A 13,184-nucleotide genomic window follows, 5' to 3' on the forward strand; every position below is an offset into this window, starting at 1 on the left:
GTGCTGTCTCCGCAAGAAGGAAAGGTGCTCCGATGCGCGAAGTCTTCCACCAGTCCCTCGAGGACGTCCAGACCCGCCTGGTCGAGATCTCCGAGCTGGTGACCGTCGCGATCGAGAAGGCCACGCGTGCATTCGGCACGAGCGACATCACCCTCGCCGAAGAGGTCATCGACGCGGATGCCGTGATCGACGAGAAGGCCATCGCGATCGACGAGCTGGCGATCGAGATCCTCGCCCGCCAGCAGCCGGTCGCCCGTGACCTCCGCATCGTCGTCTCGGCGCTGCGTACGAGCGCGTCGCTCGAGCGCATGGGCGACATCGCCGAGCACATCGCGCAGCTCACCCGCATGCGCTTCCCCGAGCGCGCCATCCCGAAGGGCCTGAAGGGCACCTTCACCAAGATGGGCGAGATCGACGTCGAGGTGGCGCGCACGCTGACCGAACTGCTGCGCTCGGAAGACCTCGCGCTCGTCGAGACGCTACGTGCTCTCGACGACCGGCTCGACGACCTCCACCTCAGCGTCTTCGAGAAGGTGCTCAGCGAGAACTGGCAGGGCGAGGCCGCGGCCACGGTCGACGCGACCCTCGCCAGCCGGTACCACGAGCGCTTCGCCGATCACGCGGTCACGGTCGGCAAGCGCGTGGCCTACCTCGCGACAGGTGAATGGCGCCCCGACACCGAGACGATCAACGTCATCGTGAACGAGAGCGGTCTCTGACCGACATCCGATCTCGACGCACGAAGGGGCGGTGCCGATCGGCACCGCCCCTTCGTGCGTGTCGTACTTAGGCCTTGCCCTGGTTGGCCACGGCAGCAGCTCCCGCTGCGGCCGCCTCGGGGTCGAGGTACTCGCCCGGACCGAGCGGCTGCAGGTTCTCGTCGAGCTTGTAGACGAGCGGGATGCCGGTGGGGATGTTCAGCTCGGCGATGTCGTCGTCGCTGATGCCCTCGAGCTGCTTGACGAGCGCGCGGAGCGAGTTGCCGTGAGCGGTGACGAGCACGGTCTTGCCGGCACGCAGGTCGGTGGCGATGTCGGACTCCCAGTAGGGCAGCAGACGGTCGATGACGAGCTTCAGCGACTCGGTGCGGGGCACCTCGCCGTCGATGTCCGCATAGCGCGGGTCGTTCACCTGGCTGTACTGGTCGTCGTCGGCGAGGGGCGGCGGCGGCACGTCGAACGAACGACGCCACAGCATGAACTGCTCGTTGCCGAACTCCGCGAGGGTCTGCGCCTTGTCCTTGCCCTGCAGGGCGCCGTAGTGGCGCTCGTTCAGACGCCACGAACGCTTCACCGGGATCCAGAGGCGGTCGGCCGCATCGAGCGCGATCTGAGCGGTCTGGATGGCGCGGCTGAGGACCGATGTGTACAGGACGTCGGGAAGCAGGCCCGCCTCGGCGAGCAGCTCACCGCCGCGCTGGGCCTCGGCCTTGCCCTGGTCGGTGAGTCGGACGTCGACCCAGCCGGTGAACTGGTTGGACTTGTTCCACTCGCTCTGCCCGTGGCGGAGGAGGATCAGCGTGTAGGGCGCACTCATGCTCCGAGTCTATCGAGCCGGGGCCTGCGATCATGGGGTCATGGCCCCGGGACATATCGGGCAGGCCACCCGTGGAACCACGAACACGAACCGCCTGCGTCGCGTCGATCGCTGGATCGCGCGGCATCCCGTGCTGCGCCGGTGCGCCGACCCCCTGGTGATCGACCTCGGCTACGGCGCGAGCGGCGTGACGGCGTTCGAGCTGGAGGCACGTCTGCGCCCCGCGCGAGCCGACGTCGAGGTGCTCGGGCTCGAGATCGATCCCGAGCGCGTCGCTCGCGCGCGCTCGCAGCTCGAGGAGGCGCAGGCCGGACGCACGCCCTTCGCCCCGGACGCCCGCGTCGGATTCGCGCGAGGCGGGTTCGAGGTGCCCGTGCCGGGTGGCCGTCGCCCGGCGATCATCCGCGCGTTCAACGTGTTGCGCCAATACGACGAGGCGGATGTCGCCGACGCGTGGTCTCGGATGACGTCGCGCCTCGCGCCCGACGGGATGCTCGTCGAGGGCACGTGCGACGAGATCGGCCGGGTGAGCACCTGGATCGAGGTGGGCCCGGATGCCGTACCCCGTAGCCTCACGGTCTCGCTCCGTCTCGCGGGGCTCGACTCCCCCGCGATCGCGGCCGAGCGGCTGCCGAAGGCCCTCATCCACCGCAACGTCGCCGGTGAGCGGGTGCACGAGCTGCTGTCGTCGCTCGACGACGAGTGGCGGCGGGCCGCGCCGGCATCCGCTTTCGGCCCCGTGCAACGGTGGCGCACGGCCCTGGGGGCGATGGCTGACCGCGGAATCGATCTCGGCGACCGTTCCCGGTGGCGCCTGGGCGAGTTCACCGTTCCCTGGAGCGCAGTCGCGCCGCGCTGACGCCCGCCGCGTCCGTCATCGCGAGAGGTCAGCCCTCGTTCCAGTCAGCGGCGTCCCGTCGCGCGGCAGCACGGCGAGCGATGGCGACGGCGGCCTCGTAGCCCTCCTCGGGGTACGAGACGAGGTGCTCCGTCGCGAGCGCATGCATGCGGACGTTCCACTCCCCCGCTGCCGCAGCACGGTCGATGGCGTCGCGGCCCGATTCGCCGAGCATCACGAACGCCCGGCTCAGACTCTGCTGCAGATCGTCCGGCCCGAGGCCGAAGTGCGCCGCCAGTTCCGATGCGAGCGCGGCGCGCTCGGCCTCGGGCGCGAGTCCGGCTGCCGTACGCCACGCGGTCCGCGCGACGTCGGCGTCCTCGTCGTGCAGGAGCTCCGATGTGATCGCCGGCCAGGCCCGGGGGTCGCGGATCTTCGAGAGCGTGTGGAGCGCCTGAGCCCGTGCTCTCGGGAACGGCGATCCGAGCTCGGGAAGCACCCGATCGAGAGTCGTGTCGCGGTCCTGCCGGGTGAGGGCCCAGGTCAGGGTCTCGCGAACGGTGAGGTCGGGCTCGTGCGCGCACTGCTCGACGAGAACCGCTACGTACTCGGGACGCGGGTAGGTTCCGGCTGCCATCGCGCTGCGGACCCGCTCCGACCCGTCGGGTGAGTCCAGTGCGCGGCGCAGCAGATCCGCGGCCGTGGGGGCGTTCTCGCTGGTCATGTGGCCTCCCTCCCCCTCCATCGAACACGCGCGCCGGCTCGCTTGTTCCGTCGACAGGCTGAGCGTGCCGGCAGGCCCGGTGCGGCGACGGCCGCACCGACTCAGCCTGTCCTCGGGCCGGTTCGGGGTCAGCCGACGATGTCGAGCGCGACCTTGATCCAGCCGGGCTCGCGGCCTGGCCGATCGGATATACCTCGGCCAGCGGCGAGTACACCCCGATGATCCCGATGCGGCCGTACTTCGCGGGGCCCGCCGTGTCCGAGGATGATGCCCTCCTTCATCCCCGACATCGTACCGCGGATGAAATGGAGATCGGTGCCGCAGATCGCGCTGCGGGTGATGCGGACGATGGCGTCATGCCCGTCTTCGATGCGCGGTTCGTCGACCTCGTCGAGCCGGATGTCGCCGATGCCGTGCCAGACCACTGCCTTCATGATCGCTCCTCACTCCAGGGGAAGACGACCACGCTAGGGAGGCGCCGGGATGCCGCGCGAGGCGGTTGCGAACCCCTGCTGCCTGCCGTACCGTCGGCGGGCGCTCAGATCCGCGGCATCGCAGCGCGGGCCTCGGCCTGCGGCATCCCCGCCGCCGTGAGCAGATCGACGACCAGTGGACGCAGCGCCGTGATGACGTTCTGGTCGCCGAGTGAGGAACCGGGCGCCAGACTGGTCGGATCGAGCCGGGTCGCGACCGCGAGCAGCGACTCTCGGGCGGCCGGTTCCAGCGCGATGTCGTCGATCGACTGGCCCAGCAGGTCGGCGGAGCGCGCGATCTGGGCGAGCAGGTCCGCCGCGATCGGGCGCGGCTGGCGGTCTTCGAGGGCGTACACCACGCGGCGTGCGATGACCCGGAGGTTGCGTGTCGCGAGGTCGAGGGAGGCGCGCATCCGGTCCTGACGTTGCAGCTCCTCACGCTGGCGCCGGAGGAACGGCGAGATGCGCGCTACGGCGAGCCCGGAGTCCAGCGAGGTCGTCCAGTCGTCGACGAGCGGCTGCAGCGCTCGCGCCTTCTCGAGTCCGCGGTCAGCACGCACGCGGTCGCCGCGGCGCAGCGCCTGGATGACGGTCGCCGCCGCGCCGTCGAAGTCCGCGAACAGGGCGCGGCCCGCGCGCGAGACTTCGCGCAGCGGCCGGCGCGGCAGCAGGGCCGTCGCCAGCAGCGCGGCCACCGCTCCCACCGATCCGTCGACGAGGCGAAGGAACGGCATGCTTCCGGGAATCGCGATCACGATCACCGACTGGATCGCTGCCGAGATCGCGAAGCTCGGCTGCGCCGAGAGCGCCCGTGCGGTGAGCAGCGTCGCGGCGAGAGCCAGGGCGAGCTGCCAGGTTCCCGATCCGACGACGACCACGATGAGTTCCGAGACGAGCACGCCCACCAGCATCCCGATCACCGTCTCGAGAACCCGACGAGGCCGCGCGTCGCGCACCAGACCCAGGCTCGAGATGGTCACGGTCGCCGCGAGCAGGGGCGACGGATGCCCCAGCACGAGGTGCGCGAAGGCGTAGGCCGCGGATGCCGCGACGACGATCTGCACGATCGCCGGAGCGGAGTCGCGCGCGCGCTCGAAACCGCGACGCGGGCGCACGCGCGCCCGCCAGCCGGTCGCGATGGGTGCCGTGACGGCGGGCGGCTCGTCGGAGCGCTCGGGCGACACGTCAGGTGCGGCGGCTCAGGCGCGGCAGCCTCGGCGGCGCAGCGGTGCGCCCGGCGTCGGGCGGCACGACGACCTCCTGCACAGCGGCCACGCTCTCGCCGTCCGCGTCCACCACGAGCTCGGCGTCGACGGGCACCGACCGCTTGACGATGGCGAGGGCGATCGGGCCCTGCTCGAAGTGCCGGGCGACCGAGGTGATGCGACCGACCTCGTCGCCGTCGCGGCGCACGACCGCGCCGCGTTCAGGAAGCACCGCGTCGCTGCCGTCGAGCTGCAGGGCCACGAGCCGTCGGGGTGGATGGCCGAGGTTGTGCACCTTCGCCACCGTCTCCTGGCCGCGGTAGCAGCCCTTCGACAGATGGACGGCGGTGCGGAGCCAGTCGACCTCGTGGGGAAGCGTCATGCCGTCGGCCTCGGTGGCCGCGCGCGGCCGCCACGCGGCGACGCGCAGGGCGTCCGCAGCCCATCGCCCGGCGACACGGCGACGGCCCGCGGCGGCATCGTCGGCGAGCCGGCGGAGGTCCTCGCGGTCGACGATCGCCTCGGCCCAGTCGCGTCCGGCGCCGGGATGCCCCTCACCGGCCGCGTACCCCCACCCTCCGATCGAGACCTCGGGCCACGGGTCGCGCCACACGGCGGACGATGCGAGGTCGGCCACTGCTGATGCCGTTCCGCCGACGACCGCCGTGTCGCCGGAACGATCGACGACCTCGACCCGCAGCCGGAACCGCATGCGCGTGAGCCAAGTGACCAGCGCCTCGAGACGCTCGACGTCGGTGATGAGCCAGGTCATCTCGCCATCGTCGACGACGGATGCCGCGTGCTCTACGTGACCATGCGGGTCGAGCACGAGCAGTTCGGTGCTCTCCCCCGGGAGCAGCTGCGTCAGCGCCTGCGACGTGAGCGAGTCGAGCCAACTGAGCCGGTCGGGGCCCGCGACCGTGACCACGGCACGGTCGCCCAGGGGTGCGACCGCACCGCCACTGTCGAGGAGCTGCTGCTCGCGCATCGGATTGCCGATGTGCGTGAGCCCGAGGTCGTCGCACACCGCTCCGTCGACGCCGGCGAAGGTCGCGCCGTCGCCCGGCATCACTCGGCCTTGGCCAGACGGGCGGAGGCGTGGGAGGCGAGCTCGCCGCCGAGCGCCGCGATGTCCCACGCCCAGAGGAGGTGGCCGTCGACCAGCCCGTACATGCGAGTCGCCGCGGTGTACTCCTTCGCCCCCGCCGTGCGGACGACGGCGTCCGTCGCGAGGTCGATGCGCGGCCCGCGGACCTGCCCGAGGTAGAGCTCGCTCACGCCGTCGGAGTGCACGAGGGCGACCTCCAGGTCGAAGCCGCCTTCAGCGTTGCGGAGCGCCTCGACGTCGTCGACGGTGCGCTCGCGCCCGGGTGCGGATGCCGGAAGCAGTCCCGGTCCCGCATCCTCGGCTCCAGCCGGACGCGCGACCCTCCAATAGCCGGTCTCGGCGACCAGCGGGCGGATGCGTGCACCGCTGTCATCGAGGAGCCAGGCGCTGGCGGAGTAGTTCAGATAGTCGCCACCGTCGTGGCTGAAGCTCACCTGGTGCGCGAACTCGCCGGTCAGATGACCGTCGGCCGTCTCGTAGTCGATGACGCCCGAGCCCTCCCAGACTCCGAGCAGCCACGACAGCGGGACGAGGTCCGCCGGCAGGTCGGTGGGCAGCTCGAGCACGATGTCAGCGCTGGCCGCGGTAGAGGTTCTTCACGACGACACCCGACACGAAGACGATGGCGAGCGACGCCAGTCCGAGCAGGCCCACGTAGAAGATTTCGAGCGCGAGGAGATCCATGTCTCTACTCTATGCCCGCGCGGACCGTTCACGCCTGTGGCAAGCCGTTGCGGTTGCGGTCAGGCTCCGACGAGCGACGCGAGCCCGAACCCGATGCCGATGAAGCCCATGACGAACAGCGCGCCGAGCACGCTCACGGCCACGCGCTCGATGAAGCCGCGCACCCGTCCCAGCGCCAGCTGGATCGCGAAGGCGAGGATCAGGCAGCCGCCGAGGGCCACCGGCATCCACATGGCCCGGTCTTCGGCGGGGGCGAGGATCCCGACGACGACTGCGGCGACGGCCGCGGCGATCCAGACGGCGACGACTCCGACGACGGTGCGCGGGGGTGCGAGATCGGGCGTGGTCACCGTCCCATTGTGGCCCACCATGTCGCGCGGTGCGACGGTGCGCACAGGCCGCGCCCAGCGAACGCCTAAGATGAGGTCACGTCCCGGCCGCTCCCGGAGGAATCCCCGTTGGCACAGCTTCTCGTTCTGAGTTCCACGCACGGCGGTGGTCTCGCGCTCCCGGCGCTCGAGCTGCTCAGCCACCGGGTGCGGCAGATCCCCGCCGAACCCGCACAGCTGGTCAACGCCCCCAGCGCCGAAGTCGTCTTCGTCGACGCGCGTCATGACCTCGTGGGGGCGAAGTCGCTGTGCAAGATCCTCGGCAGCACCGGCATCGACGCACCGCTCGTGCTCATCGTCACCGAGGGCGGCCTCACCGCCGTCTCCACCGACTGGGGCATCGATGACGTCATTCTCGCGACCGCCGGCCCCGCCGAGATCGACGCGCGCATCCGTCTGGCGATCGGACGTGTGAGCAAGGACGCGGTCTCGAGCCGCATCCAGACCTCCGGCATCACGATCGACGAGTCGTCGTACTCAGCGAAGGTGCACGGACGGCCGCTCGATCTCACGTACAAGGAGTTCCAGCTGCTGCACTTCTTCGCGACGCACCCCTCGCGGGTGTTCACCCGCGAGCAGCTGCTGAGCGAGGTCTGGGGATACGACTACTTCGGCGGCACGCGGACGGTCGACGTTCACGTCCGGCGACTGCGCGCGAAGCTCGGCGACCTCGAGCAGCTGATCGGCACCGTCCGCAACGTCGGCTACCGCTTCAACGTGTACGAAGACGAGCCGGTTCCCGCCGGCGGCGCATCCGCGCAGAGCTGACTCTCCGCCTCGTTCACCGGCAGGACACGCAGGACTGCCATGATGAGGGGATGATCGACACCGAGGCTCTGGACTCCGGTCTGGGCGACGCCGACGACGACGACTTCGACCCGGCCGTCGAAGACGTCGACGCGCAGCTGCCCGACCACCGCTACACCGACCGTGAGATCAGCTGGCTCGCCTTCAACCAGCGCGTGCTCGAGCTCGCCGAAGACCCGACGCTGCCGGTGCTTGAGCGGGCCAACTTCCTGGCGATCTTCGCGAGCAACCTCGACGAGTTCTTCATGGTGCGCGTCGCCGGCCTCAAGCGGCGAATCGTCACCGGCCTCGCGGTACCCACCAACGTCGGCCGAGCTCCGCAGGAGGTGCTCTCCGACATCTCGGCCGAGGCGCACGCGCTGCAGCTGCGCCACGCCGGCGCATGGGGCGACATGGTGCAGCCCGCCCTGGCGGAGGCGGGCATCGAGATCGTCGGTTGGGACGACCTCGACGATTCCGAGCGCGGCCGTCTGTACGACTACTTCCAGGCGCAGGTCTTCCCCGTTCTGATGCCGCTAGCCGTCGACCCGGCACACCCCTTCCCCTATATCTCGGGGCTGTCGCTGAACCTCGCGATCCGCATCCGCAACGCCAAGACCGGCCGGCAGGAGTTCGCGCGCCTGAAGGTGCCGCCGATGCTCCCGCGGTTCGTCGAGCTGAACACCGGCACGTCGGTCAAGCGCTACCTGCCGCTCGAGGACCTGATCGCGAACAACCTCGAAGACCTCTTCCCCGGCATGGAGATCCTCGAGCACCACACCTTCCGGCTCACGCGCAACGAGGATGTCGTGATCGAGGAGGACGAGACTGAGAACCTGATCCAGGCCCTCGAGGCCGAGCTGCTCCGGCGTCGCTTCGGGCCGCCGATCCGGCTCGAAGTGACCGAGGACATGGACGACGTCACGCTCGACCTGCTCCTCGGCGAGCTCGACATCACCGACCAAGAGGTCTACCGGCTGCCGGGACTGCTCGATCTGCGCGGACTCTTCGACCTCGCGCGCATCGACCGCCCCGAGCTGCGGTACAAGCCCCACGTCCCCACGACGGCGACCGCTTTCCAGCCCGCCGAGCAGAACGGGCGCACCGACTTCTTCGGCGCCATCCGCGCCGGCGACGTCCTCGTACACCACCCGTACGAGTCGTTCACCACGAGTGTCGTCGCGTTCCTCGAGCAGGCGGCCCGCGATCCCCACGTGCTCGCCATCAAGCAGACGCTCTACCGCACCTCGGGCGACAGCCCCATCGTGCAGGCGCTGATCGACGCCGCCGAGCGCGGCAAGCAGGTGCTGGCGCTCGTCGAGGTGAAGGCCCGCTTCGACGAGGCCGCCAACATCGTGTGGGCTCGCAAGCTCGAGAAGGCCGGTGTGCACGTCGTCTACGGCCTCGTGGGGCTGAAGACCCACTGCAAGCTGCTGCACGTCATCCGCGAAGAGGACGGCACGCTCCGCAGCTACAGCCACATCGGCACCGGCAATTACAACCCCAAGACCAGCCGGCTCTACGAGGACTTCGGCCTGTTCACGAGCGACGAGCAGGTCGGCCGCGACCTGACGCGTCTGTTCAACGAGCTCAGCGGCTACGCGATCGAGAAGAAGTTCAAGCGGCTGCTGGTCGCACCCCTCCACCTGCGGAAGGGGCTGCTGCGGCACATCGACGCCGAGCGCCGCAACGCGCTCGACGGCAAGCCCGCCCACATCCGCATCAAGGTCAACTCGATGGTCGATGAGCAGATCATCGACGCCCTGTACCGGGCGAGCCAGGCGGGCGTGCGTGTCGACGTATGGGTGCGCGGCATCTGCTCGCTGCGCACCGACCTTCCCGGCGTCACCGACAACATCACCGTCCGGTCGATCCTCGGGCGCTATCTCGAGCACTCGCGCATCTTCACGTTCAACAACGACGGCGACACGATCGCGTACATCGGCAGCGCCGACATGATGCACCGCAACCTCGACCGCCGCGTCGAGGCTCTGGTGCGCGTCGTCGCTCCTGCCCACGTGAAGGAGCTGACGACGCTGTTCGACCTGGCGATGAGCGACTCGACCAGCTCGTGGCACCTCGGTGACGGCGGAGTGTGGACGCGCCACGCGTTCGACGACGACGGCAAGCCGCTGGTCGATCTGCAGGACCGCACCATGGCTCAGGTGCAGCGGCGCCGCCGGGCGCGGGCGGTGCGATGACCGACACCGCGGTGTACGCGGCAGGCGGAGTCGTCTGGCGGTGGGTCGACGACAAGGTCAGGGTGCTGATCATCCATCGCACCAAGTACCGCGACCTCACCCTGCCCAAGGGCAAGGTCGATCCCGGTGAGATGCTCGCCGAGACGGCCGTGCGCGAGATCCGGGAGGAGACCGGCATCTCGGTCCGGCTCGGTCCGCCCGTCGGTGTCTCGAAGTACCACCTGCCGAGCAAGAAGCAGAAGATCGTCCACTACTGGGCGGCTGAGGCGACCGACCTGGCGATCAGGATGTCGACGTTCGTACCGAACAAGGAGATCGCCGCGCTCGAGTGGATGAGTCTGAAAAAGGCTCGCAAAGCGCTCAGCTACCCCGTCGACGTCGAGATCCTCGACGAGTTCGTGCGGCTCGTCGACGAGCGCGCCATCGACACATTCCCCCTCATCGCGCTGCGGCACGCAAAAGCCGTCGCTCGCGAGGACTGGGACGGCGAGGATGCCGCGCGGCCGCTCTCGTCCCGAGGCAAGAAGCAGGCGCACGCGATCGTCGGCCCGCTCGTCGCGTTCGGCGTCCGCCGCATCATCTCGTCCGACGCGCGGCGATGCGTGCGCACCGTGACGCCCCTGGCGGCCGCGATCAGCAAGCGGATCGACAAGTCTTCGCACCTGTCGCAGGACGCCTGGGAGAACGGTCAGGCCGATGTCCGGTCGGTCGTCGGTGATCGCGTGCGCGCCCGCAAGCCGGTCGTGCTCTGCACCCACGGCCCGGTGCTGCCCGACCTCCTCAGCGAGATGGCGCTGGCCACCGGCACCCTGCGCGGGTCGTATCTCGGCAGCGCCTCATCGCTCGAGACGGGCGCATTCTCGGTCGTGCACCTGCCGCGGGAGAACCCCGGCGCCGGGATCGTCGCAATCGAAACCCACATGCCGAAGGTGTGATCTTGCACGCGATGATCCCCCGATAGCCGCGTCTTTCCGGGGCTGGGGAGCGCCGTTCACCTTCTGTTCACCCCCACAGCGCACTCTCGTAAGGGACGGTGTCTACCGTTCGGGACGAACCTGCACCGGGTTCTCGTCATCAACATGCGAAGGATTCACACAGTGAAGCTCTCCCGACTCGCCCAGCTGGGCGCCGTGGCCGCCGTGGCCTCTCTTGCCCTCGCGGGCTGCGCTGCGAACGAAGGCGGCGCTCCCGACGCCGGCGCCGGCTCGAGCGACTCCTCGGCCCCCTCCCTCGAGGGCAACCTCGTCGGTGGCGGTGCCTCGTCGCAGGAGGTCGCCGTCCAGGCCTGGACCCAGGGCCTGCAGACCGCCAACCCCGGTCTCACGATCGACTACGACCCCTCCGGCTCGGGCACGGGACGCGAGTCGTTCCAGGCCGGCGCCGTTCAGTTCGCCGGCTCGGACCGCGCGTTCAAGACCGACGAGATCACCGCCGGCCCGTTTGAGGCGTGCGCCGAGGGCTCCGACCTCGTCGAGCTCCCGACCTACATCTCGCCGATCGCCGTCGTCTTCAACATCGACGGTGTCGACTCGCTCAACCTCGACGCCATGACGCTGGCGAAGATCTTCGCGGGCCAGATCACGACGTGGAACGACCCGGCCATCACGGCCCTCAACGAGGGTGTCGAGCTGCCCGCGACCGCGATCACCCCGGTTCACCGCTCCGACAAGTCGGGCACCACCGGCAACTTCACCGACTACCTCGGCAAGACCGCTCCCGACGTCTGGACCGCCGGTTCGGTCGAGGAGTGGCCGGCCCTCGGCGGCGAAGCCGCTCAGGGTACGTCGGGTGTCATCTCGGCCGTCGAGGGCGGCCAGGGCACCATCGGCTACGCCGACGCCTCGCGCGCCGGCGACCTCGGCACCGTCGCGATCAAGGTCGGCGAGGAATTCGTCGAGTACTCCCCCGAGGCTGCTGCCGCCATCGTCGACGCCTCGCCCGAGGAGGAGGGTCGCGCCGCCACCGACATCGCGATCAAGCTCGACCGCACCAGCACCGAGGCCGGCGTCTACCCGATCGTCCTCGTGAGCTACCTCATCGGCTGCGCCGAGTACAAGGACGCCGCGACCGCTGAGATGGTCAAGGGCTTCTTCAGCTACGCCGCGAGCGCCGAGGGCCAGGATGCCGCGGCATCCGCTGCCGGCTCCGCTCCGATCTCGGAGACCCTGCGCACGCAGGTGACCGAGGCCATCGAGGCCATCAAGTAATACGCTCCGGGTGCCCGGTCCGGTTTGCGCCGGACCGGGCACCTCGCGCGGTTCCCGTCCGTCGCACAGAATCGAAGCCATGACCACCACACCCGAGGTCACCCGCACCGGAGCCCCGAAGGCCAAGACCCGAGCGGGCGACCGCTGGTTCTCCGGCACGGCGCTCTTCGCCGGCTCGATGATCCTCGTGACCCTCGCCGCGGTCGCGATCTTCCTGGTCATCCAGTCGCTCCCCGCCTTCGTCGCCACCAACGAAGACGCCTCGATCCTGCCCGACAACTTCTGGTCGTACGTCGGGCCGCTCGTCTTCGGCACCGTCTGGGCAGCCGCGCTGGCGCTGCTCATGGCCGTGCCGCTGTCGCTCGGCGTCGCCCTCTTCATCTCGCACTACGCCCCGCGCCGGCTGGCTCAGGCCCTCGGGTACGTCGTCGATCTGCTCGCGGCCGTCCCCTCCGTCGTCTTCGGCCTGTGGGGCATCGGCGTACTGGCACCGGCCGTGCAGCCGATCTACAGCTGGTTCGTCGACAACGTCGGGTGGTTCCCGCTCTTCAACGGTCCGGTCTCGAGCACGGGCCGCACGATCTTCACGGCATCCGTCGTCCTCGCGGTCATGGTCACCCCGATCATCACCGCGATCTGCCGCGAGATCTTCCTCCAGACCCCGACCCTGCACGAAGAGGCCGCGCTGGCCCTCGGGTCGACGCGCTGGGAGATGATCCGGATGGCCGTCTTCCCCTTCGCCCGCAGCGGTATCGTCTCGGCCGCCATGCTCGGCCTCGGGCGAGCACTCGGCGAGACCATGGCCGTCGCCATGGTCCTGTCCGTGTCCGGCGGGGTCACGTTCGCGCTCTTCACGTCGGGCAACCCCTCGACGATCGCGGCGAACATCGCTCTCACCTTCCCCGAGGCCTACGGGACGAACGTCAACGTCCTCATCGCCACGGGCCTCATCCTCTTCGTCGTCACCTTCGCGGTGAACGCGGTCGCGCGCTACATCGTGAGCCGCCGCAAGGAATTCTCGGGGGCCAACTGA

Annotated in this window: 14 protein-coding genes; 7 read left to right on the plus strand and 7 right to left on the minus strand. The window is 69.8% G+C overall.

All coding sequences use genetic code 11. The features are described from left to right. The first annotated feature begins 32 nt into the window (after nucleotides 1–32). Nucleotides 33–719 carry a phosphate signaling complex protein PhoU gene (phoU, locus tag O1W71_RS09355; RefSeq protein ID WP_112617127.1) on the plus strand — a complete coding sequence of 229 codons (687 nt, stop codon included), beginning with the start codon at nucleotides 33–35 and terminating at the stop codon, nucleotides 717–719. A 67-nt stretch (nucleotides 720–786) separates the two neighbouring features. Here phoU and O1W71_RS09360 read toward each other — a convergent pair whose 3' ends face one another. Further along, nucleotides 787–1,536 (minus strand): phosphoglyceromutase, encoded by a 750-nt coding sequence (locus O1W71_RS09360; RefSeq protein WP_269267601.1) that lies wholly within the window; start codon nucleotides 1,534–1,536, stop codon nucleotides 787–789. A 40-nt stretch (nucleotides 1,537–1,576) separates the two neighbouring features. On the opposite strand from O1W71_RS09360, the gene O1W71_RS09365 reads away from it, so the two are divergent. Continuing rightward, entirely contained in the window at nucleotides 1,577–2,395 is an 819-nt protein-coding gene (locus O1W71_RS09365; protein ID WP_269267602.1) for a class I SAM-dependent methyltransferase, read from the plus strand. Nucleotides 2,396–2,423: 28 nt separating this feature from the next. Here the strand turns inward: O1W71_RS09365 and O1W71_RS09370 are convergent, their stop codons facing one another. The 6 genes from O1W71_RS09370 to O1W71_RS09395 all read right to left on the minus strand — a co-directional run bounded on the left by O1W71_RS09370 (nucleotide 2,424) and on the right by O1W71_RS09395 (nucleotide 6,918). Then, the gene (locus O1W71_RS09370; RefSeq protein WP_269267603.1) at nucleotides 2,424–3,098 is read right to left on the minus strand and encodes a HEAT repeat domain-containing protein; all 675 of its coding nucleotides are present in this window, start codon (nucleotides 3,096–3,098) and stop codon (nucleotides 2,424–2,426) included. 128 nt (nucleotides 3,099–3,226) lie between these two features. Continuing rightward, nucleotides 3,227–3,532 carry an alcohol dehydrogenase catalytic domain-containing protein gene (locus O1W71_RS09375; protein ID WP_269267604.1) on the minus strand — a complete coding sequence of 102 codons (306 nt, stop codon included), beginning with the start codon at nucleotides 3,530–3,532 and terminating at the stop codon, nucleotides 3,227–3,229. A 104-nt stretch (nucleotides 3,533–3,636) separates the two neighbouring features. Then, complete coding sequence (locus tag O1W71_RS09380) at nucleotides 3,637–4,755, minus strand: FUSC family protein (RefSeq protein ID WP_269267605.1); 1,119 nt, start codon at nucleotides 4,753–4,755, stop codon at nucleotides 3,637–3,639. 1 nt (nucleotide 4,756) lies between these two features. Next, the gene (gene ygfZ / locus O1W71_RS09385) at nucleotides 4,757–5,845 is read right to left on the minus strand and encodes a CAF17-like 4Fe-4S cluster assembly/insertion protein YgfZ (protein ID WP_269267606.1); all 1,089 of its coding nucleotides are present in this window, start codon (nucleotides 5,843–5,845) and stop codon (nucleotides 4,757–4,759) included. After that, entirely contained in the window at nucleotides 5,845–6,450 is a 606-nt protein-coding gene (locus tag O1W71_RS09390; RefSeq protein WP_112617137.1) for an FABP family protein, read from the minus strand. The genes ygfZ and O1W71_RS09390 overlap by 1 nt, the downstream gene beginning before the upstream one ends. Before the next feature lie 177 nt (nucleotides 6,451–6,627). Continuing rightward, nucleotides 6,628–6,918 (minus strand): hypothetical protein, encoded by a 291-nt coding sequence (locus O1W71_RS09395; RefSeq protein WP_205289251.1) that lies wholly within the window; start codon nucleotides 6,916–6,918, stop codon nucleotides 6,628–6,630. A gap of 108 nt (nucleotides 6,919–7,026) precedes the next feature. On the opposite strand from O1W71_RS09395, the gene O1W71_RS09400 reads away from it, so the two are divergent. From O1W71_RS09400 to pstC, 5 genes are all read left to right on the plus strand, one after another. After that, nucleotides 7,027–7,725, plus strand: coding sequence for a winged helix-turn-helix domain-containing protein (locus tag O1W71_RS09400; RefSeq protein WP_269267608.1), 699 nt, complete (start codon nucleotides 7,027–7,029; stop codon nucleotides 7,723–7,725). Nucleotides 7,726–7,775: 50 nt separating this feature from the next. Further along, nucleotides 7,776–9,944, plus strand: coding sequence for an RNA degradosome polyphosphate kinase (locus O1W71_RS09405; RefSeq protein ID WP_269267610.1), 2,169 nt, complete (start codon nucleotides 7,776–7,778; stop codon nucleotides 9,942–9,944). Then, on the plus strand, nucleotides 9,941–10,879 hold the full coding sequence (locus O1W71_RS09410; RefSeq protein WP_269267611.1) for an NUDIX hydrolase: 939 nt from the start codon (nucleotides 9,941–9,943) through the stop codon (nucleotides 10,877–10,879). The genes O1W71_RS09405 and O1W71_RS09410 overlap by 4 nt, the downstream gene beginning before the upstream one ends. Before the next feature lie 162 nt (nucleotides 10,880–11,041). After that, complete coding sequence (gene pstS, locus O1W71_RS09415; RefSeq protein WP_112617141.1) at nucleotides 11,042–12,151, plus strand: phosphate ABC transporter substrate-binding protein PstS; 1,110 nt, start codon at nucleotides 11,042–11,044, stop codon at nucleotides 12,149–12,151. Between the two features lie 79 nt (nucleotides 12,152–12,230). Beyond that, nucleotides 12,231–13,184, plus strand: coding sequence for a phosphate ABC transporter permease subunit PstC (gene pstC, locus O1W71_RS09420; protein ID WP_112617142.1), 954 nt, complete (start codon nucleotides 12,231–12,233; stop codon nucleotides 13,182–13,184).

This window comes from Microbacterium sp. H37-C3, assembly GCF_027157935.1.
Lineage (GTDB): Bacteria > Actinomycetota > Actinomycetes > Actinomycetales > Microbacteriaceae > Microbacterium > Microbacterium plantarum.

What these genes read in the sequence shown, in the direction of transcription:
- phoU (WP_112617127.1), top strand. Translation starts at nt 33, where the DNA reads ATGCGCGAAGTCTTCCACCAGTCCCTCGAGGACGTCCAGACCCGCCTG.
- O1W71_RS09360 (WP_269267601.1), bottom strand. Translation starts at nt 1,536, where the DNA reads ATGAGTGCGCCCTACACGCTGATCCTCCTCCGCCACGGGCAGAGCGAG.
- O1W71_RS09365 (WP_269267602.1), top strand. Translation starts at nt 1,577, where the DNA reads ATGGCCCCGGGACATATCGGGCAGGCCACCCGTGGAACCACGAACACG.
- O1W71_RS09370 (WP_269267603.1), bottom strand. Translation starts at nt 3,098, where the DNA reads ATGACCAGCGAGAACGCCCCCACGGCCGCGGATCTGCTGCGCCGCGCA.
- O1W71_RS09375 (WP_269267604.1), bottom strand. Translation starts at nt 3,532, where the DNA reads ATGAAGGCAGTGGTCTGGCACGGCATCGGCGACATCCGGCTCGACGAG.
- ygfZ (WP_269267606.1), bottom strand. Translation starts at nt 5,845, where the DNA reads ATGCCGGGCGACGGCGCGACCTTCGCCGGCGTCGACGGAGCGGTGTGC.
- O1W71_RS09405 (WP_269267610.1), top strand. Translation starts at nt 7,776, where the DNA reads ATGATCGACACCGAGGCTCTGGACTCCGGTCTGGGCGACGCCGACGAC.
- O1W71_RS09410 (WP_269267611.1), top strand. Translation starts at nt 9,941, where the DNA reads ATGACCGACACCGCGGTGTACGCGGCAGGCGGAGTCGTCTGGCGGTGG.
- pstC (WP_112617142.1), top strand. Translation starts at nt 12,231, where the DNA reads ATGACCACCACACCCGAGGTCACCCGCACCGGAGCCCCGAAGGCCAAG.